Genomic DNA, 19,437 nt, shown 5'->3' with positions numbered 1-19,437 from the left:
CTGATTACTTCGCGTTAGAACGGTAGGCTTCAATCAGTTCGATAAAGTGATCGAACAGCGGCGCCGCATCGTGCGGGCCTGGGCTGGCTTCCGGATGTCCCTGGAAGCTGAAAGCCGGTTTATCGGTACGGTGAATGCCCTGCACGGTCTGGTCGAACAGCGAAACATGGGTCACGCGTAAATTTGCCGGTAAGTTGCTGTCATCAACGGCGAAACCGTGGTTCTGTGCGGTGATCATCACGGTGTTGTTGTCGAGATCTTTTACCGGATGGTTGCCGCCATGATGGCCCAGCTTCATTTTGATGGTTTTCGCACCGCTTGCCAGCGCCAGCAGCTGATGACCCAGGCAGATACCGAATACCGGGATATCGGTATTAAGGAAAGACTGAATCGCGCTGATGGCATAATCGCACGGCTCCGGGTCGCCAGGGCCGTTGGAGAGGAAAATACCATCCGGGTTCAACTTCAGAACGTCTTCAGCAGACGTCTGCGCCGGCACCACCGTCAGGCGACAGCCACGGTCTACCAGCATACGCAGGATATTGCGCTTGGCACCAAAATCGTAGGCAACTACATGGAATGGCAGCTCTGCCGCTGACTTCTGCTCCGGCAGATCGTCTTTCAGCGTCCAGCTACCTTGCTGCCACGGATAGGTTTCCGCCGTCGTCACTTCTTTTGCCAGGTCCATGCCTTTCAGGCCCGGGAAGGCTTGTGCCTTCTGCAATGCCAGAGCGGCGTCTGGATTGTCACCGGCGATGATACAGCCGTTCTGTGCCCCTTTTTCACGCAGCAGACGCGTCAGCTTACGGGTATCGATATCGGCAATGGCGACGATGTTGTTGCGCTGCAAATAGGCTGACAAGCTCTCTTCACTACGGAAGTTGCTGGTAATCAGCGGCAGGTCGCGGATAACAAGGCCCTGAGCATGAATTTGGCTGGACTCTGCGTCGGCGGCATTAGCGCCAACATTGCCGATATGGGGATAAGTGAGGGTGACGATCTGGCGGGAATAGGAGGGATCAGTGAGGATTTCTTGATAACCGGTCATTGACGTATTGAAAACGACCTCCCCCACTGCCGATCCCGTTGCCCCGATGGCCCGACCGTGGAATTGGGTTCCGTCTTCCAGAACCAAGAGCGCTGACTTAATCAAAACATCCTCCAGGGAATAAACAGTCACAATATTTGCATATTAATTCAAAATACTGTCCTGAATCAATGCAAAAACCGCCTGACCGGTCGATTTTTGGCAAATTGCGCGCATTCTAATGATCGACCCGCACCTTGTCTACCCTGAGACGTTATTTTTTTGTTTTTTTCGGGCAACTGAATGTTAAAAGCAACAGAAACCGACAAAAGAGCGAGACAACCTGGAAAAATAAACGGTTGCGAGGCGGAAATAATCTGAAAGTCGTGCTACCGGGATGATAATTTTGACCAAATGGTCAAAAATGACGTTTTTAAGGATGAAAAACGATCATAAACAACGAAAAACAGGAGACTTAGCATTAAAAAATAACGAAAACCATTTTTTACAGACAAAATAAAGGGCAATAATATTATTGCCCTATTCAATCAATGTCTTACCGATTGAAATAACCACATCACGATGGTTCACAACACTCACAACATCGATAAATCCAGCACATCACGCATGTCATAAAGGCCAGATTTCTTGTCTTTAAGCCAATAAGCGGCTTTTACGGCTCCATTTGCAAAGGTCATGCGGCTGGAAGCCTTGTGGGTAATCTCAACGCGCTCCCCGATATCTGCAAACATCGCGGTATGTTCACCGACGATATCACCGGCGCGAACGGTAGCGAAACCGATGGTTTGCGCTTTACGCTCACCGGTATGGCCTTCACGCGCGTAGACGGCGTGCTCGTCCAGTTTCCAGTCCATTGCTTCAGCAATGGCTTCACCCATCGCCAGCGCTGTGCCTGATGGTGCATCAACTTTATGACGGTGATGCGCTTCTACGATTTCAATATCGGCATAATCGCCCATCACTTTTGCGGCTTGTTTCAGCAGTTCCAGCACCAGGTTCACACCAACGCTGAAGTTGGCCGCAAACACGATGCCAATCTCTTCTGCCGCGGCACGAATCGCCGCTTTACCTGCCTCATCAAAACCGGTGGTACCAATCACCATCGCTTTTTGGTGCTGGCGGCAAAAAGCCAGGTATTCCAGCGTACCTTCCGGGCGAGTGAAGTCGATCAACACGTCGAAGTCGTTGACCACCTGCTGCAAATCCGCAGTGATGATCACCCCGGTCTTGCCAATACCTGCCAACTCACCGGCGTCACTACCGATCAATGACGAACCGGCACGCGCCAGCGCAGCACCTAGCACGACGCCTTCCGCCTGCTGCGCGGCCTGAATCAAATTGCGTCCCATGCGACCCGGCGCACCAACAATAGCAATGCGGATTTCACTCATATTTATTCATTCCTGATACAAATCTATGCATGCAAAGCGCAAACAGGTTAACGGTCAGATAACAGTCACGCCACAATAAAAAAGGGATAATAAGAATTTTATGCCAGCCGCGTCAGATTATCAGTAAAAGCAATCTCACCAGGTGGAAATCGGCTTGCGCGGGTTGGTGTAGCGGCCCGATTTATCGCGCGTCTTTTTGCCTGGTCGAAAAAAGCGCGATAAATCGCCGCCGCTACGGGGAAGGGGTTACTGCACGTTGCGCACTTCTACACGCAATTCTTTCGGTACTTCAAACACGATGTTTTCTTCGCGGCCAATCAGCTCAATCGCTGCTTCACCACCCAGATCGCGCAGGCGCTGAATCACCTGCTGCACCAGAACATCCGGCGCGGAAGCCCCAGCGGTCACACCTATGGTGGTCACGCCCTTTACCCACTCTTCCTGAATATCATCGGCAGAGTCGATCAGCTTCGCCAGCTTACCGGCGCGCTGTGCCAGTTCCGCCAGACGATTGGAGTTGGAGGAGTTTTTCGAACCGACCACCAGCACCACTTCTGCATCACGCGCCAGCACACGCACCGCTTCCTGGCGGTTAGTGGTGGCATAGCAGATATCATCTTTGCGTGGCCCGATGATCGCCGGGAAGCGCTGACGCAGCGCGTCAATCACGTCCGACGTATCATCAACGGACAACGTCGTCTGGGTCATAAAGCACAGGTTGCTTTCATCTTTGACCTGCAATTTGAACACGTCTTCCGGTGATTCCACCAGATACATGCCGCCGTTGGGGTTGCTGTATTGCCCCATCGTGCCTTCCACTTCCGGATGGCCTGCATGTCCAATCAGAATGGCTTCGACGCCTTTACGGCTGGCGCGCGCCACTTCCATATGCACTTTGGTCACCAACGGACAGGTGGCATCAAACAGCATGGTCAGATTACGCGCCTTCGCCTCAGCACGTACCGCCTGAGATACCCCATGCGCGGAGAAGATCAGGATAGCGTCATCCGGCACTTCGCTGATCTCTTCGATAAAGATGGCACCGCGTTCGCGCAGGCTGCTTACCACATAGCGGTTATGTACCACTTCATGACGTACATAGATTGGCGCGCCGTACATCTCCAGCGCGCGCTCAACGATGCTAATGGCGCGATCCACGCCCGCACAGAAACCACGCGGGTTAGCTAACAGGATTTGCATCGCTTGCCTCCAGGACCGGATCAATCTCCAACACTTCAATCTCAAACTGAATGCGCTGACCCGCCAGCGGGTGATTGAAGTCTACGGTGATGGAATCACCGGAGACTTCACGGATCACCCCCGGCATTTCGCTGCCGCCCATGCCGCTGAACAGCATGATGGCACCGACTTCCGGCTCGCCTGCATCGATAAAATCACGACGCGAAAAGTATTGGATCAGGTCCGGACTGATGCCACCAAAGGCATCTTCCGGTGCCAGGGTAAAGCTGTGCTTGTCGCCCACTTTACGTCCCAGCAACTCCTGCTCCAGCGCCGCCGACAGGCTGCCATCACCGAGACGAAACAGCGCGGGTTTGCCATTGGCGCGCGTCGATTCCGCTGTCGAACCATCTTCCAGCTTCAGCGTAAAATGCACCAGCAACGCGCTATCGCGCTGTACAGAGTCTGTCATCATTTACCCTTAATCTTTAACCTGTTTGCCTTTTGGGCTTAAGAAGCCCTCCAGCACCACCAACGCGGCACCGATACAGATGCCGCAGTCAGCGATATTAAAGGTCGCGAAATGCCAGTCACCGATATAGAAGTCGATAAAATCGACCACAAAACCGTGATATGCGCGATCAAACAGGTTACCTAATGCCCCGCCGATAATCAGCGCATAGGCAATGTTGGTTAATTTGTTACGAGCCGGGTTGCGATACATCATCACCAGCAACGACACCACAATCGCGATGGCGATACCGGCAAAGAACCAGCGCTGCCAACCGCCTTTATCCGCCAGGAAACTGAACGCCGCGCCATAGTTGTGCGCGTAGAACAGATTCAGGAACGGCATCAGCGGTCGCGTTTCGTGCAGCATCATGTTGTTCATGACCCACTGCTTACTGGCGAAATCGACCACAATCACCACCAGCACCAGCCACAGCCAGCGCAATCCGGTTGAGAAAATCGCTTTACTCATCAGGCAAACTTACGCTCTTCGCCGTTACCGGCTACGTTGGTATAACAACGTCCGCAGACCGCCGCATGTTCCGGGTTCTGACCGACGTCGGTAGTGTAATGCCAGCAGCGCGGACATTTCTCGCCTTCTGCTTTATGCAGCGCGATTTTCAGACCTTTCAGCAATTCGCTCTGCTGCGCTTCATCACTCGCGGTGGCGTAATCTGCCACGGTCGCGCCGGAAGTCAGCAGGACAAAGCGCAGTTCGTTACCCAGCGCCTGCAATTTCGCCGCCAGCTCTGCATCTGCGTATAACGTCACCGTTGCTTCCAGCGCACCACCGATACGTTTGTCGCTACGCGCCTGCTCAATCACCTTGTTGACTTCGCCGCGCACTTTCAGCAGCTCAGCCCAGTAGGCATCGTTGAGGGTTTCATCATCAGCCAGACCAAACAGACCGTCGTACCACTCTTCGGTGAAGACGTATTGCGCACGATCGCCCGGCAGGTAGCCCCAAATTTCGTCAGCGGTGAAAGACATGATCGGTGCCATCCAGCGCACCAGCGCTTCCACGATATGCCACAGTGCCGTCTGGCAGCTGCGACGCGCCAGGCTGTCGCCTTTAGCGGTGTACTGACGGTCTTTGATGATGTCGAGATAGAACGACCCCATCTCAATTGAGCAGAACTGCATCAGACGCTGGATCACTTCATGGAAATCGTAATTGGCGTATGACGCGACGATATCTTTCTGCGCGTCCAGCGCACGGCCAACGGCCCAACGATCCAACACTACCATCTCTTCCGGGCTGACTTTATCGGTCGCCGGATTAAAGCCGTTCAGGTTCGCCAGCAGGAAGCGCGCAGTGTTACGGATACGACGATAGGCATCTGCGGAACGCTTCAGAATTTCATCGGACACCGCCATTTCGCCAGAGTAGTCGGTTGATGCCACCCACAGACGCAGAATGTCAGCACCCAGCTTATCCATCACGTCCTGCGGTGCCACGGTGTTGCCGATAGATTTCGACATCTTGCGGCCCTGACCATCCACGGTGAAACCGTGCGTCAGTACCTGGCGGTACGGTGCTTTGCCCTTCATCGCCGTGGAGATCATCAGTGAAGACATAAACCAGCCGCGATGCTGATCCGAGCCTTCCAGATACATATCCGGGCTATGGCCTTCAAATTCCGGGCGCGCATCAACGACGGCATAGCTGGTTGACCCTGAATCGAACCAGACATCCAGCGTATCCGGCACTTTGGTGTAGTTGTCGGCGTCATCGCCCATCAGATCGCGCGGGTCCAGATCCCACCACGCCTGAATTCCGTCCTGCTCGACACGCTGCGCCACTTTTTCCATCAGCTCCAGCGTATCCGGGTGCAGCTGCTCGGTTTCGTTGTGCACGAACAGCGCCATCGGCACACCCCAGGTGCGCTGACGGGAGATACACCAGTCCGGGCGGTTGGCGACCATCGCTTCGATACGCGCCTGGCCCCAATCCGGGATCCACTGCACGCCTTTGATCTCTTTCAGCGACTGCGCACGCAGACCTTTCTGATCCATGCTGATAAACCACTGTGGGGTGGCACGGAAGATGATCGGCGTTTTATGACGCCAGCAGTGCGGGTAGCTGTGCAGCAGTTTTTCCACATGCAGCAGCGCGCCTTTCTCTTTCAGCAGCTCAACGATCATATCGTTGGCTTTAAACACGTTAACGCCATCCAGCGTCGGATAGGTACCTGGCAGGTAGGTGCCATCCGGGCCAACCGGGTTAGCCGTTTCGATACCGTATTTCTGACCGATAACGTAGTCGTCCGGACCGTGGCCAGGCGCGGTATGCACTGCACCCGTACCCGCTTCAAGGGTGACGTGCTCGCCCAGCACCACTTTCGACTGGATCTGCTCCAGGAACGGATGCTGGAATAGTTGCAGCTCAAGCGCCGCGCCTTTGCATTCGCCCAGCACACGCCAGTCGCTGATACCCGCGCGTTTCATCACGCTTTCCACCAGATCTTTGGCAAGGATCAGGCTGCGGCCTTCGATCTGCAACAGTTGGTAGTCGAATTCCGGGTGCAACGAGATGGCACGGTTAGCGGGCATGGTCCACGGGGTAGTGGTCCAGATCACCAGAGAAACCGGGCCTTCAGAAGCAGATACGCCAAATTTGGCGCGCACCGCATCGGCATCTAACGCGTTAAACATCACATCGATGGAGGGGGAGGTTTTGTCGTAATATTCGACTTCCGCTTCCGCCAGTGCTGAGCGGCAGTCCAGACACCAGTGCACCGGCTTCGCGCCCTTGTGCAGGTGGCCGTTGCCGATGATTTTACCCAGCGCACGGATGATGTTGGCTTCGGTCTGGAAATTCATGGTCAGGTAGGGACGATCCCAGTCGCCCAGCACGCCAAGACGGATAAAGTCTTTTTTCTGCCCTTCCACCTGCTCCGCCGCGTACTTGCGACAAGCTTCGCGGAATTCAGCCGCGCTGACTTTCTCGCCCGGCTTACCAATCATCTGCTCAACTTTGTGTTCAATCGGCAGACCGTGGCAGTCCCAGCCCGGAACGTAAGGCGAATCAAAGCCCGCCATGCCTTTCGATTTAACGATAATGTCTTTCAGAATCTTGTTAACGGAGTGACCAATATGAATGCTGCCGTTCGCGTAGGGAGGGCCATCGTGCAGAATAAAGGTTTTTTTCCCTTTTTTGGCTTCGCGGATGATGCCGTACAGGTTGTCATCATACCAACGTTGCAGCATTCCCGGTTCGCGTTTGGCCAGATCGCCACGCATCGGGAACCCCGTTTCCGGCAAATTCAGGGTAGATTTATAGTCACTCATCAGATTCTCGGTTCCGTATTTCGGTCATTAAACCGGTGTTTTTAGCCCAAAAAATTGTCGGGCCGTCACCACATCTTTCGCTATTTGTTCTTTCAACGCGTCCAGCGAGGCGAAACGCTGTTCGTCGCGAATCTTCTGTTTCAGTACCACATCAATGTGGCGTCCATAGAGATTCATATGTGTGTCAAGCAGGTGAACTTCAAGCTGCTGACGCAGACCTTTTACCGTCGGACGCGTACCAATGTTGGCAACGCCGGGGATCGGGTGTTCACCCAGGCCCAGTACTTCAACCGCAAATACGCCTTTCACCGGCGTTACTGTGCGGCGTAAAGGGAGATTGGCGGTGGGAAAACCAATGGTACGGCCCAGGGCATCACCATGCACCACGCGGCCTGAAATGCTGAAGGGATGGCCTAACAACGCCTGCGCCTGGAAAAAATCATCCTGCGCCAGCGCCTGACGCACCGCAGTACTGCTGATGCGTTTGCCGCCATCACAAAATGTCTGGGTGCTGATGACATCAAAGTCATATTCCACACCGGCTTTCTGTAATAACAGGAAATCCCCCTGGCGACCAGCACCAAAGCGGAAATCATCACCAACAGCGAGAAATTTAACGTTCAGTTTCTCCACCAGCAGTTCAGAGATGAAAACCTGTGCTGAATGGGCAGCAAAACGACGATCGAAACGAACACATAACACCGCATCGACGCCGGCCTGCTTAAGATACCTCAGCTTTTCACGCAGACGCATCAGACGAGCCGGGGCTTTATCGCCCGCAAACAGCTCCAGCGGCTGCGGTTCGAACAGCATCACGATCACCGGCAGCTGACGCTTACGTCCCTCTTCGACCAGCTCCGCCATCAATGCCTGATGGCCACGATGAAAACCGTCAAAATTACCAATGGTCAGGACGCAGCCGCGATGCTGCTGAGTGAGATTGTAAATACCGCGGATAAACTTCATGGCTGACTCAAACCGGTGGAAATCGGCGGATTATACCCTCGAATAGCGTTCAGGTTAACCCGTCTGCGTGCCTTTCCTGCTTCTGTTGCCGCTTATTCCGCGTGCAGGCAGTAGCTTAGCGGCGATCTGAAGAATTTTGTTGTGAAATACTGTATTCAGCGCGGTGTTGCTGGTAGAATCTTGCGCCATCAATTACGTAACCGGGTGTCGTTTGTAAAACGGCGCTTATTTGCACAAATCCATTGACAAAAGAAGGCACAAAAGGCATAGTCCTCGGCCTTTGATTTGTCCATATAGAACACATTTGGGAGTTGGACCTTGGCTAATATCAAATCAGCTAAGAAACGCGCCGTAACATCTGAGAAACGTCGCAAGCATAACGCGAGCAACCGTTCTATGATGCGTACTTTCATCAAGAAAGTATACGCGGCTATCGCAACAGGCGACAAAGCTGCTGCGCAGAACGCATTCAACGAAATGCAACCGATCGTGGACCGTCAGGCTGCTAAAGGTCTGATCCACAAAAACAAAGCTGCACGTCATAAAGCAAACCTGACTGCACAGATCAACAAACTGGCTTAATCGCCTGTCTGTTAATCGCTTTGTGAAAGAACCGGCGTTAAGCCGGTTTTTTTATGCCTGCGATTTGCCGCTAAACAACGCGCTGAAGTCGCGATGGCAGATGCGTTGTACCGCCGGATGCTGGATCATGCGCTCGGCAAAAATCACATGATACTCCTCCATCACCACATCCAGACGACCAATTTCCTGAATAGCCTCATCGCGGTAGACCGCTTCACCATACAACGTGGGGGCCACGAAAATCGCGTTGTGCTGCGCACCAAACGCTTTCATCAGCGCCGCATCATCAAATTCACCCAGAATTTCGACCTGTAATCCCTGGCTGTGAATCCAGTTGAGTAGCTTACGTCCCAACATCGAACGACGACCGGGGATCAGCAAACGCCGCTGTTCAAGGCTGGCGGGAAAAGTCTGTTCCGGCCACGGGGCATAACACCAGAAGCTCACCGGGCATTCCCCCAGCTTCACCGAAAACAACCCCTCCTGCTGCGTTGAATCAATCGGGCAGTCCGAGACAATCATATCCAGCTTATGCTGGCTTAATTGCTCCAGCAGCATCTCATGTGTCGATTCAAAGCAGCGCAGATGAATCTTCTCATCCGCGACCACTGCCGCCTCCAGCACCTGACTCACCAGTTGCTTGGAGAGCGCATCCGCAATACCCACATCAAACAGCAGGTTTGACTCTTTGCGATAGTTGACGATATCGAGCATCTCCTGGCTGAGCATAAACATTCGGTCGGCATAGCGGAACACCAGTTGCCCCAGCTCCGTCGGCACCAGACCGCGGCCCTGCCGACGAAACAATTTGCCTTGCAGACGCTCCTCCAGCGCCTTGATCTGCCCGGTGATGGTTTGTGGCGTGAGGAACAGTGCCTCTGCCGCTCCGACAATCGATCCCTCACGGCACACATGCCAGAAGTAATACAGATGGTTGTAGTTGATATGTGACATCTGGCTACCGCCTTGTATTGGGTTACGCCGCCTGACGCGGCAGACGCCGCCACAGCAGCAAGTAACCGACCACCGCCGAGATTATCGAACCCAGTAAAATGCCCAACTTCGCCAGCGTAATCAGCTCAGGCGCGGCTTCACCGTATGCCAGCGAGGCGATAAAGATCGACATGGTAAAGCCAATGCCACACAACACGCCGACAGCCGCGATATCACGTAGCGAGGTGTTATCCGGCAATTTTGCCAACCCGGTTTTAACGCTGAGCCAGCAGAATAAGGTAATGCCGAGCGGTTTACCGACAAACAGGCCGAGCATGATGCCAAGCGGCAGCAACGAGAACAGGCTGCCTGGTGTCACCCCGGCCAGCGATACCCCTGCGTTAGCAAAGGCAAACAACGGCAGAATCAGCCAGCGTACCCACGGATGCAGCGCGTGTTCCAGGTGGATTGCCGGGGAGTGACCATTTTTCTTCTCCAGTGGGATCAGGAAGCCCACCACCACGCCCGCCAGCGTGGCATGCACACCGGATTTCAATACCGCCGTCCACAACACCAGCCCAACCAGCAGATAGAGGCCGGTATTACGTACGTTCAGCAAATTCATGATGCCGAGCACCGCAATCGCGCCAGCCGCTACCCCCAACGATACCATCGACAGATCGCTGGTGTAGAACAGCGCAATAATCACGATAGCGCCCAGATCGTCAATGATCGCCAGCGCCATGAGGAAGATCTTCAACGCTGGCGGCACACGGCTACCCAGCAGCGCCAGAATACCCAGGGCAAAAGCGATATCGGTCGCCGTCGGGATCGCCCAACCGCTGCGCGTGGCCGCATCCCCGGCGTTAAACAACAGGAACAGCAGTCCCGGTACCAGCATGCCGCCAACGGCAGCAATCAACGGGAAAATCGCCTGGTCGCGGCGTGCCAGTGCCCCCATGACCATTTCGCGCTTCACTTCCAGACCGACCATCAGGAAGAACACCGCCATCAGCGCATCGTTGATCCACAGCAACAGGTTTTTACTGATATCCAGTGAGCCAAAACGAAACTCCACCGGGATTTCAAGCAGGTCAAGATAGCCCTGCTGGGTGCTGGCGCTGTTGGCCAGCAACATGGCAATGGCTGCGGCGATGATGAGCACCACCCCGCTGGTGGCGTCACTATTCAGGAGTTTTTTCAATCGGATATTCACGTCCAGGTTCCTTGTCGCAGAGCGAATAATGAAAAGGCGGTTAGCTTAGCGACAATATTAGATCGAAAAAAACAGATTATTTATTAGGTCGGGTTCGAAAAAACCGAATGATCGTGGCGATCAGGAAATAAAAAAGCCAGCGACGCAGCGCTGGCTTTCAGGTAAGTCGCGCAGACTTAGCGGGTTAAATCATCAAAAAACTTCTTCACGCCATCGAAGAAACTCTTCGAACGCGGGCTGTTTTTCTCACCGGTTGGGCCGCCAAAACTCTCTTCCAGTTCACGCAACAGCGCTTTCTGTTTGTCGTTCAGGCTAACCGGGGTTTCCACCACCACGCGGCACAGCAGATCGCCCACGGCACCACCACGCACTGATTTCACGCCTTTACCACGCATGCGGAACAGCTTGCCGGTTTGCGTTTCTGACGGTACTTTCAGCTTCACACGACCATCCAGAGTCGGCACTTCAATCTCGCCACCCAGTGCAGCCATCGCAAAGTTGATCGGTACTTCACAGTACAGGTTGTTATCTTCACGCTCGAAGATCGGGTGTTTTTTCACTGACACCTGAACGTACAGATCGCCCGCCGGTGCGCCATGCTCGCCCGCTTCCCCTTCGCCGCTCAGACGGATACGATCGCCGGTATCAACACCTGCCGGGATTTTCACTGACAAGGTTTTCGAGCGTTCAACACGACCGTGGCCATGACAGGCGTTGCACGGATCTTTGATCACCGAGCCACGGCCATGACAGGTCGGACACGCCTGCTGTACGGTAAAGAAGCCCTGACGCATCTGCACCTGGCCTGCACCATGACAGGTTGGACAGGTTTGCGGTTGAGTCCCGGCTTTCGCCCCGCTGCCGTGGCAAACATCACACTCTTCCAGGGTTGGAATGCGGATCTCTTTGGTCACGCCGCGTACCGCTTCTTCCAGCGTCAGGTCCATGTTGTAGCGTAAATCGGCGCCACGGGCAGCGCGCTGACGGCGACCACCACCAAAGATATCGCCAAATACGTCGCCAAAGATATCGCTGAAGTCAGCACCGCCACCGAAGCCGCCGCCGCCAAATCCACCGCCACCCATGCCGCCCTGTTCGAAGGCCGCATGACCGTACTGATCGTAGGCCGCACGCTTCTGCGCGTCGGTCAGAATTTCGTAGGCTTCTTTAACCTCTTTGAATTTCGCTTCGGCTTCTTTATCGCCCGGGTTACGGTCCGGGTGATATTTCATCGCCAGGCGCTTATACGCCTTTTTGATTTCGCGCTCATCTGCCGATTTAGAGACGCCTAAGATCTCGTAAAAATCACTCTTCGCCATCTTCTGCCCTTAACATGATCGCACGGGCGTGGAGAGATCTCCTACGCCCGTGCTGGTTTCAACGGCTGTCAGGCCAGCCGTCGCGCCCGGTCAGGGGCAATTATTTTTTATCTTTAACTTCTTCGAATTCAGCGTCGACAACGTCGTCATCTTTCTTCGCGGAAGCGTCGCCAGCGTCTGCTGCGCCAGCCTGAGCCTGCTGCTGTGCCATTTCCATCAGCTTGCTGGAAACCTGCATCAGAGCCTGCATCTTCGCTTCGATGTCAGCTTTGTCTTCGCCTTTCAGCGCAGTGTTCAGATCGTTCAGCGCAGATTCAATCGGGGCTTTGTCATCGGCAGACAGTTTGTCACCCGCTTCATCCAGCTGTTTACGGGTGCTGTGCGCAATCTGGTCGCCCTGGTTACGCGTCTGCACCAGCTCTTCAAATTTACGGTCGGCTTCGGCGTTCGCTTCAGCGTCACGTACCATTTTCGCGATCTCTTCTTCGTTCAGACCAGAAGACGCTTTGATGGTGATCTTCTGCTCTTTACCGCTGTTTTTGTCTTTCGCTGATACGTGCAGGATACCGTCCGCATCGATGTCGAAAGTCACTTCAATCTGCGGCATACCGCGCGGTGCAGGCTGGATACCGTCGAGGTTAAACTGGCCCAGTGATTTGTTATCGCTGGCACGTTTACGCTCACCCTGCAACACATGAATGGTCACGGCAGACTGGTTATCTTCAGCAGTTGAGAACACCTGGCTGTGTTTGGTCGGGATGGTGGTGTTCTTGCTGATCAGCGAAGTCATCACGCTACCCATAGTTTCGATACCCAGTGACAGCGGGGTTACGTCGAGCAGCAGGACGTCTTTCACGTCACCACCCAGCACGCCACCCTGTACCGCAGCACCTACGGCAACGGCTTCATCCGGGTTCACGTCTTTACGCGGCTCTTTGCCAAAGAATTCTGTCACTTTAGCCTGAACCAGCGGCATACGGGTCTGACCACCGACGAGGATCACGTCGTTGATGTCAGAAACCGACAGGCCAGCATCTTGCAGAGCGACTTTCAGCGGCTCGATAGAACGCGCAACCAGATCTTCGACCAGCGATTCCAGCTTCGCACGGGTCACTTTGATGTTCAGGTGCTTAGGACCGGTCGCATCAGCAGTGATGTACGGCAGGTTAACGTCAGTCTGCTGAGCAGAAGACAGCTCGATTTTCGCTTTCTCAGCCGCTTCTTTCAGACGCTGCATCGCCAGCGGATCGTTGTGCAGATCGATGCCCTGATCTTTCTTGAACTCCGCAACGAGGTAGTTGATCAGACGGCTGTCGAAGTCTTCACCACCCAGGTGGGTATCACCATTGGTTGCCAGAACTTCAAAGGTTTTCTCGCCATCAACTTCATCGATTTCGATGATAGAGATATCGAAGGTACCGCCGCCCAGGTCGTATACCGCGATGGTGCGGTTGCCCTGACCTTTGTCGAGGCCGTAAGCCAGCGCCGCCGCAGTCGGTTCGTTAATAATACGTTTCACTTCCAGACCCGCGATACGGCCGGCATCTTTGGTTGCCTGACGCTGTGCATCGTTGAAGTACGCCGGTACGGTGATAACCGCTTCAGTCACTGGCTCACCGAGGAAATCTTCCGCGGTTTTCTTCATTTTTTTCAGCACTTCAGCAGAGATCTGCGGCGGAGCCATTTTCTGGCCTTTCACTTCCAGCCAGGCATCACCGTTGTCTGCTGCGGCGATTTTGTACGGCATGATTTTGATATCACGCTGCACTTCTTCGTCCTGGAAACGACGGCCGATCAGGCGCTTAATCGCGAACAGGGTGTTCTGCGGGTTAGTCACCGCCTGACGTTTAGCCGGTTGACCGACCAGAGTTTCGCCATCCTGTGTATAAGCAATAATTGAAGGCGTGGTACGATCACCTTCGGCATTTTCCAGCACGCGTGCTTTGGTGCCGTCCATAATCGCAACACAAGAGTTGGTTGTACCCAGGTCAATACCAATAATCTTACCCATCTAAACGTCTCCCACTTAAATTCTTTGCCAAATTGGGTTGTGAAGCAGAGATGCGGGCATGTTTCGCCGCTTTCAACTGCCTGAGCAGGCTTTTTTTCCTGCACCACAACTCTCGATGACAACTAGATGGGGCCGCTTCGAAGCGCATCAAGGGTTAAAACTAAAAAAATTTTAATTATCTCTCCCCACTCAGATCAAAGATGCCGGGTAGCTGGCTGATTATTATGCTGCGCCCCGTCTGACTAACGGGATAAGACAACATTCAGATATTAATAATTACCTTTGAGGAACTATGCGTAACATCACTCTGGCGAACCCTGCGCCACTGGGCTTAATGGGCTTTGGTATGACCACCATTCTGCTCAATCTGCACAACACCGGACTCTTCGCGATGGATACCATCATCCTGGCGATGGGCATTTTTTATGGCGGCCTCGCGCAAATTTTTGCCGGCCTGCTGGAATTTAAGAAAGGTAACACCTTCGGCCTGACGGCATTTGCCTCTTACGGCAGCTTCTGGCTGACGCTGGTCGCGATTCTGCTGCTGCCGAAAATGGGGCTGTCGGAAGCCGCTGACAGTCATTTCCTCGGGGCTTACCTTGGCCTATGGGGCGTGTTCACGCTGTTTTTATTCTTTGGCACCCTCACCGGCCCGACTATGCTGCAATTTGTGTTTGCCAGCCTGACGGTGCTGTTTGCCTTGTTGGCGATTGGGCATCTGCTGGATAACGCGCTGCTGGTGCGCATTGCCGGTTGGGTTGGTCTGATCTGTGGTGGTAGCGCCATCTATCTGGCGATGGGTGAAGTGCTGAATGAACAATGGGGCCGCACCGTGCTGCCGATTGGTCAACCACGCTGAATCGCAACGCGGAGCCTGGAGGCTCCGCGTAATCATTTATGAAGAATGAATGGATGTCTCAAACTGCACGCTTTCCTGCCGGTTATCACGTAACAGCCACACCCCTACTGCAAATCCAATTACCGCCAACGCCAACACGTACCATGCCGGTGCCATCGGTGTCAGACGCATAATCAAGGTCACGCTAATCGGCGTCAGGCCGCCAAAAATGGCGTAGGCGACGTTATAGGAGAAGGAGATACCGGTGAAGCGCACCGCTGCCGGGAAGGACCGAACCATCACAAACGGTACAACCCCCACCACGCCAACGCTCAACCCCGCCAGACCATACCAGACAAACAACATCTCCGGCGCACTTCCTAATTGATGGAAGAAGTTCCAGCTACCGATCGCCAACAGCAACGAACCGATCATCAAGGTGCGCGCCGCTCCGATACGGTCCACCAGCCAACCCGCAATCACGCAGCCAAACAGCAACATCACCGTAGCCAGGCTATTGGCCTGTAAGCTCAGCGCCGCCGGAATCGCGTGTTGTTTTTGCATCAGCGTCGGAGCCATCAGAATCACTACTACGATGCAGGCGGAGAGCAACCAGGTCAGCAGCATGGAAATCACGATGCCGCGTTTGTGTTGGGCCAGAATAGTTTGCAATGGCAGCTTATCCGCCAGCGCCTTGCGCTGCTGCATTTGCTGAAACACTGGCGTTTCATGCAGCCAGCGGCGCAAATACATCGCCAGCAAACCAAACACGCCACCGAGAAAGAACGGGATACGCCAGCCATGCGCGGCAATTGCCGTCGGAGAGAGCGAAGTATTGATGATGGTTGCCACCAGCGAACCGAGCAAAATCCCGGCGGTTAAACCGGCGGTTAAGGTGCCACAGGCAAAACCCACGCGTTTTTCTGGCACATGCTCCGCGACAAACACCCATGCGCCCGGCACTTCGCCACCAATCGCGGCCCCCTGTAACACGCGCAACAGCAGCATCAACAGCGGAGCAGCGATACCAATGCTGTCGTAAGTCGGCAACGCCCCCATTGCCAACGTCGGCAGAGCCATCAGCAGGATACTCAGACTAAACATCTTCTTACGGCCAACTTTGTCACCAAAGTGCGCCATGATGATGCCACCAAGCGGGCGCGCCAGATAACCTGCGGCAAAGATGGCAAAGGTCTGCACCTGACGCAGCCATTCCGGCATATCTGCCGGGAAGAAGAGTTGGCCGATCACCGCAGCAAAGAACACAAAGATGATGAAGTCGTAAAATTCCAGCGCCCCGCCAAGGGCGGCCAGCGACAGGGTTTTATAATCCTGTCGGTTGAGGGGACGAGTTGCGAGCGAATCCATAACGTAGCGGTATCCAGAGGCAAAAAATCTAGTTGTAAAGTTAGGCTTACTATACCGTCAATTTTTTGCCACACCAGTACGTCTGAATTTTATGCCTGAAAACGGCGATATTCAGACGTTTGTCTCACGCCTCGCGCTTTTTGGCCGAAATGCTGCTACCACTACCGGATCAGTCTCGACATAAGGCCCGTCAAGCAACTGTAAACAATACGGTACAGCCGCGAAGATACCCGGCACTTTCACCACGCCGTCATCTCCTTTCAGTCCTTCCAGCGTTTCTTTGATCGATTTCGGTTGCCCCGGCAAATTGAGGATCAGCGACTGCTTACGGATCACCCCCACCTGGCGTGACAGGATCGCCGTCGGGACAAATTGCAGGCTGATCTGGCGCATCTGCTCGCCAAAACCCGGCATCTCACGATCGGCAACCGCAAGGGTCGCATCAGGTGTCACATCACGGCGCGCGGGTCCCGTACCGCCCGTGGTCAGTACCAGATGGCAGAACAATTCATCCACCAGCTCGCAAATCGCCTGTTCGATCATCGGTTGTTCATCCGGCACCAGCCGGGTTTCGATCTCAAAGGGCGTCGTTAATGCGCTGCCAAGCCAGCTTTCCAGCGCCGGAATGCCCTGATCCTGATAAATGCCGTTCGCCGCGCGATCGGAAACAGAAATTAATCCAATACGTAATGTATCCATAGAGTTATCGCTGTGGTGCATGAGGGGGATAAAAAGAAGAATAATACAAAGCAAAAGGGAGAGAAAAGCTTAAAACCGTGGCGGGCAGTGCCGCCACGGTGTCATCACTTACAGCAGTTCAGCGATCATCTTCTCAAGTTTGCCCTGGTCGATGGCAAAGTTGCGGATGCCTTCCGCCAGTTTGGTGACGGCCATCGGGTCCTGGTTGTGCTGCCACAGGAACTCGGCTTCGGTCATTTTCGCCGGACGCGCTTTCACTTCGCCGCTGTAGCTCAGTTTACGCTCAACAGCGCCTTCGCTCTCAGCCAGCTCTTTCAGCAGGTTCGGGGAGATGGTCAGACGGTCGCAACCGGCCAGCTCGATGATTTCACCGACGTTACGGAAGCTGGCACCCATTACCACGGTTTCATAACCGTGTTGCTTGTAATAGTTGTAGATCTCAGAAACAGAAACCACGCCCGGATCTTCGTGCGCTGCGTACTCTTTCTTGTCGGTGTTCGCTTTGTACCAGTCGAGGATACGACCTACGAACGGAGAGATCAGGAACACGCCCGCTTCAGCACAAGCACGCGCCTGAGCGAAGGAGAACAGCAGGGTCAGGTTACAGTTGATACCTTCTTTTTCCAGCTGCTCAGCGGCACGGATACCCTGCCAGGTTGAAGCCAGTTTGATCAGGATGCGATCGTTGCTGATACCTGCATCGTTGTACAGTTTGATCAGGCTACGCGCTTTGGCGATGCTCGCTTCGGTGTCATAAGACAGACGCGCATCGACTTCAGTCGAGATACGACCCGGGATCAGTTTGAGAATTTCCAGACCAATGTTGACGGCCAGCTTGTCAGAAACCAGCTGTAACTGCTCTTCTTTGTTGCTGCTCTGCTGACGTGCCCAGCTAATGGCTTCGTCAATCAGTTTACGGTATTCAGGAATTTGAGCGGCATTGAGGATCAAAGAAGGGTTGGTGGTGGCATCTTGCGGTTGATACAGCTTCATTGCCGCGATATCACCGGTGTCGGCGACCACAGTAGTCAGCTGACGCAAGGAAGTAAGTTTGTCCGTCATGGTTCTCTTTTCTCTTAGGTTGACTGTCAGGGTGAAAAAGGCTGTTGCGATAATATCACGCGGTAACCACGGTGCAAGGTCGCGGCGTGCCCTTTCCGATAGCACGGACAAATGGGAACGATTTGCCGATCCGTCACGCTTTTTTGCTACACTCGCCGAACAAATTTTCCGTTAATACCCTGATAAACCTGCGGGTCAACCGAGGATAACACGATGCTGATGGTCATCTCGCCAGCCAAGACGCTGGATTATGAAAGCCCGCTTGCGACGCAAACCTTCACTCAACCAGCGCTGTTAGAAAAGTCACAACAGCTGATTGATGTCGCCCGTGATTTGTCACCGGCGCAAATCGCCTCGCTGATGGGCATCAGCGACAAACTGGCCCATCTGAACGCAGAACGTTTTAACGAATGGCAGCCCCCCTTCACGCTGGAGAATGCGCGTCAGGCGATTCTGGCGTTCAAAGGGGATGTCTACACCGGTTTGCAGGCTGAAACCTTTAGCGAAAAAGATTTTGCTTTCGCCCAGCAGCATCTGCGTATGCTGTCGGGTTTGTATGGTTTGCTGCGCCCGCTCGACTTAATGCAGCCCTACCGGCTGGAAATGGGGATCAAACTGACGAACCCGGCGGCGAAAGATCTCTATGGTTTCTGGGGTGATTTGCTGACGGAAAGGCTGAATGCGGCGCTGGCGGAACAAGGCGATGACGTGTTGATTAACCTGGCGTCAGATGAATATTTCAAAGCTATCAAGCCGAAAAAACTGGCCGGGCGACTGATTAAGCCGGTGTTCCTGGATGAGAAGAACGGCAAGTTTAAGGTGATCAGCTTCTACGCCAAGAAAGCGCGTGGCCTGATGAGCCGTTATGTGATTCAGCACCGCCTGACCAAACCGGAGCAATTGAAGAAATTCGATGTGGATGGTTATTTTTTTGCTGCGGCTGAAAGCAGCGAAAACGAGCTGGTGTTTAAACGCCACGAGCAGCAATAACCCGTAACGGCGCGATTTATCGCGCGGTTTTTTC

Annotated in this window: 17 protein-coding genes; 3 read left to right on the top strand and 14 right to left on the bottom strand. The window is 54.0% G+C overall.

Annotated features, from left to right (window positions below):
* Nucleotides 1-4: 4 nt before the first annotated feature.
* From carA to ribF, 7 genes are all read right to left on the bottom strand, one after another.
* Nucleotides 5-1,153 carry a glutamine-hydrolyzing carbamoyl-phosphate synthase small subunit gene (carA, locus tag CTZ24_RS03290; RefSeq protein WP_036626638.1) on the bottom strand — a complete coding sequence of 383 codons (1,149 nt, stop codon included), beginning with the start codon at nucleotides 1,151-1,153 and terminating at the stop codon, nucleotides 5-7.
* A 470-nt stretch (nucleotides 1,154-1,623) separates the two neighbouring features.
* Nucleotides 1,624-2,439 (bottom strand): 4-hydroxy-tetrahydrodipicolinate reductase, encoded by an 816-nt coding sequence (gene dapB / locus CTZ24_RS03285; protein ID WP_021184776.1) that lies wholly within the window; start codon nucleotides 2,437-2,439, stop codon nucleotides 1,624-1,626.
* A 246-nt stretch (nucleotides 2,440-2,685) separates the two neighbouring features.
* Nucleotides 2,686-3,639, bottom strand: a complete 954-nt coding sequence (ispH, locus tag CTZ24_RS03280; RefSeq protein ID WP_013507818.1) for a 4-hydroxy-3-methylbut-2-enyl diphosphate reductase — start codon at nucleotides 3,637-3,639, stop codon at nucleotides 2,686-2,688.
* The gene (fkpB, locus tag CTZ24_RS03275) at nucleotides 3,620-4,090 is read right to left on the bottom strand and encodes an FKBP-type peptidyl-prolyl cis-trans isomerase (RefSeq protein WP_021184777.1); all 471 of its coding nucleotides are present in this window, start codon (nucleotides 4,088-4,090) and stop codon (nucleotides 3,620-3,622) included. The genes ispH and fkpB overlap by 20 nt, the downstream gene beginning before the upstream one ends.
* Nucleotides 4,091-4,099: 9 nt before the next feature.
* Complete coding sequence (lspA, locus tag CTZ24_RS03270; RefSeq protein WP_036626641.1) at nucleotides 4,100-4,600, bottom strand: signal peptidase II; 501 nt, start codon at nucleotides 4,598-4,600, stop codon at nucleotides 4,100-4,102.
* Nucleotides 4,600-7,419, bottom strand: a complete 2,820-nt coding sequence (ileS, locus tag CTZ24_RS03265) for an isoleucine--tRNA ligase (protein ID WP_208724766.1) — start codon at nucleotides 7,417-7,419, stop codon at nucleotides 4,600-4,602. Before ileS ends, lspA begins: the two co-directional genes overlap by 1 nt.
* 27 nt (nucleotides 7,420-7,446) lie before the next feature.
* Nucleotides 7,447-8,385 carry a bifunctional riboflavin kinase/FAD synthetase gene (gene ribF / locus CTZ24_RS03260; RefSeq protein ID WP_208724765.1) on the bottom strand — a complete coding sequence of 313 codons (939 nt, stop codon included), beginning with the start codon at nucleotides 8,383-8,385 and terminating at the stop codon, nucleotides 7,447-7,449.
* 318 nt (nucleotides 8,386-8,703) lie between these two features.
* Here ribF and rpsT point away from each other — a divergent pair, with 318 nt between their 5' ends.
* Nucleotides 8,704-8,967: a 30S ribosomal protein S20 gene (rpsT, locus tag CTZ24_RS03255; RefSeq protein ID WP_013507813.1), complete on the top strand. Its 264-nt coding sequence runs from the start codon at nucleotides 8,704-8,706 to the stop codon at nucleotides 8,965-8,967.
* A gap of 51 nt (nucleotides 8,968-9,018) precedes the next feature.
* On the opposite strand, the gene nhaR is transcribed toward rpsT, so the two are convergent.
* The 4 genes from nhaR to dnaK form a co-directional block, all read right to left on the bottom strand.
* Nucleotides 9,019-9,921: a transcriptional activator NhaR gene (nhaR, locus tag CTZ24_RS03250; RefSeq protein WP_208724764.1), complete on the bottom strand. Its 903-nt coding sequence runs from the start codon at nucleotides 9,919-9,921 to the stop codon at nucleotides 9,019-9,021.
* Between the two features lie 22 nt (nucleotides 9,922-9,943).
* Nucleotides 9,944-11,116 (bottom strand): Na+/H+ antiporter NhaA, encoded by a 1,173-nt coding sequence (gene nhaA, locus CTZ24_RS03245; protein WP_208724763.1) that lies wholly within the window; start codon nucleotides 11,114-11,116, stop codon nucleotides 9,944-9,946.
* Between the two features lie 176 nt (nucleotides 11,117-11,292).
* On the bottom strand, nucleotides 11,293-12,435 hold the full coding sequence (gene dnaJ / locus CTZ24_RS03240; RefSeq protein WP_013507810.1) for a molecular chaperone DnaJ: 1,143 nt from the start codon (nucleotides 12,433-12,435) through the stop codon (nucleotides 11,293-11,295).
* Nucleotides 12,436-12,535: 100 nt separating this feature from the next.
* The gene (dnaK, locus tag CTZ24_RS03235; RefSeq protein ID WP_013507809.1) at nucleotides 12,536-14,446 is read right to left on the bottom strand and encodes a molecular chaperone DnaK; all 1,911 of its coding nucleotides are present in this window, start codon (nucleotides 14,444-14,446) and stop codon (nucleotides 12,536-12,538) included.
* Between the two features lie 292 nt (nucleotides 14,447-14,738).
* Between dnaK and satP the strand changes: the two genes are divergently transcribed.
* Entirely contained in the window at nucleotides 14,739-15,305 is a 567-nt protein-coding gene (gene satP, locus CTZ24_RS03230) for an acetate uptake transporter (RefSeq protein ID WP_021184783.1), read from the top strand.
* 36 nt (nucleotides 15,306-15,341) lie between these two features.
* Here satP and CTZ24_RS03225 read toward each other — a convergent pair whose 3' ends face one another.
* The 3 genes from CTZ24_RS03225 to tal all read right to left on the bottom strand — a co-directional run bounded on the left by CTZ24_RS03225 (nucleotide 15,342) and on the right by tal (nucleotide 18,413).
* Nucleotides 15,342-16,652: an MFS transporter gene (locus CTZ24_RS03225; RefSeq protein ID WP_208724762.1), complete on the bottom strand. Its 1,311-nt coding sequence runs from the start codon at nucleotides 16,650-16,652 to the stop codon at nucleotides 15,342-15,344.
* 111 nt (nucleotides 16,653-16,763) lie between these two features.
* A complete protein-coding gene (mog, locus tag CTZ24_RS03220) occupies nucleotides 16,764-17,351 on the bottom strand; it encodes a molybdopterin adenylyltransferase (RefSeq protein ID WP_036626658.1) in 588 nt (195 codons plus the stop codon).
* A 108-nt stretch (nucleotides 17,352-17,459) separates the two neighbouring features.
* Nucleotides 17,460-18,413, bottom strand: coding sequence for a transaldolase (gene tal, locus CTZ24_RS03215; protein WP_013507805.1), 954 nt, complete (start codon nucleotides 18,411-18,413; stop codon nucleotides 17,460-17,462).
* Between the two features lie 213 nt (nucleotides 18,414-18,626).
* Between tal and yaaA the strand changes: the two genes are divergently transcribed.
* Nucleotides 18,627-19,403: a peroxide stress protein YaaA gene (yaaA, locus tag CTZ24_RS03210; RefSeq protein ID WP_208724761.1), complete on the top strand. Its 777-nt coding sequence runs from the start codon at nucleotides 18,627-18,629 to the stop codon at nucleotides 19,401-19,403.
* Nucleotides 19,404-19,437 lie beyond the last annotated feature (34 nt).

Source organism: Pantoea phytobeneficialis, from assembly GCF_009728735.1.
GTDB classification, from domain to species: Bacteria; Pseudomonadota; Gammaproteobacteria; order Enterobacterales; family Enterobacteriaceae; genus Pantoea; species Pantoea phytobeneficialis.
The sequence above is the reverse complement of the archived record's forward strand: the minus strand, read 5'-3'. Positions and strand labels throughout refer to the sequence as shown.

What these genes read in the sequence shown, in the direction of transcription:
- dapB (WP_021184776.1), bottom strand. Translation starts at nt 2,439, where the DNA reads ATGAGTGAAATCCGCATTGCTATTGTTGGTGCGCCGGGTCGCATGGGA.
- ispH (WP_013507818.1), bottom strand. Translation starts at nt 3,639, where the DNA reads ATGCAAATCCTGTTAGCTAACCCGCGTGGTTTCTGTGCGGGCGTGGAT.
- fkpB (WP_021184777.1), bottom strand. Translation starts at nt 4,090, where the DNA reads ATGACAGACTCTGTACAGCGCGATAGCGCGTTGCTGGTGCATTTTACG.
- lspA (WP_036626641.1), bottom strand. Translation starts at nt 4,600, where the DNA reads ATGAGTAAAGCGATTTTCTCAACCGGATTGCGCTGGCTGTGGCTGGTG.
- ileS (WP_208724766.1), bottom strand. Translation starts at nt 7,419, where the DNA reads ATGAGTGACTATAAATCTACCCTGAATTTGCCGGAAACGGGGTTCCCG.
- ribF (WP_208724765.1), bottom strand. Translation starts at nt 8,385, where the DNA reads ATGAAGTTTATCCGCGGTATTTACAATCTCACTCAGCAGCATCGCGGC.
- nhaR (WP_208724764.1), bottom strand. Translation starts at nt 9,921, where the DNA reads ATGTCACATATCAACTACAACCATCTGTATTACTTCTGGCATGTGTGC.
- dnaJ (WP_013507810.1), bottom strand. Translation starts at nt 12,435, where the DNA reads ATGGCGAAGAGTGATTTTTACGAGATCTTAGGCGTCTCTAAATCGGCA.
- dnaK (WP_013507809.1), bottom strand. Translation starts at nt 14,446, where the DNA reads ATGGGTAAGATTATTGGTATTGACCTGGGTACAACCAACTCTTGTGTT.
- satP (WP_021184783.1), top strand. Translation starts at nt 14,739, where the DNA reads ATGCGTAACATCACTCTGGCGAACCCTGCGCCACTGGGCTTAATGGGC.
- CTZ24_RS03225 (WP_208724762.1), bottom strand. Translation starts at nt 16,652, where the DNA reads ATGGATTCGCTCGCAACTCGTCCCCTCAACCGACAGGATTATAAAACC.
- mog (WP_036626658.1), bottom strand. Translation starts at nt 17,351, where the DNA reads ATGGATACATTACGTATTGGATTAATTTCTGTTTCCGATCGCGCGGCG.
- tal (WP_013507805.1), bottom strand. Translation starts at nt 18,413, where the DNA reads ATGACGGACAAACTTACTTCCTTGCGTCAGCTGACTACTGTGGTCGCC.
- yaaA (WP_208724761.1), top strand. Translation starts at nt 18,627, where the DNA reads ATGCTGATGGTCATCTCGCCAGCCAAGACGCTGGATTATGAAAGCCCG.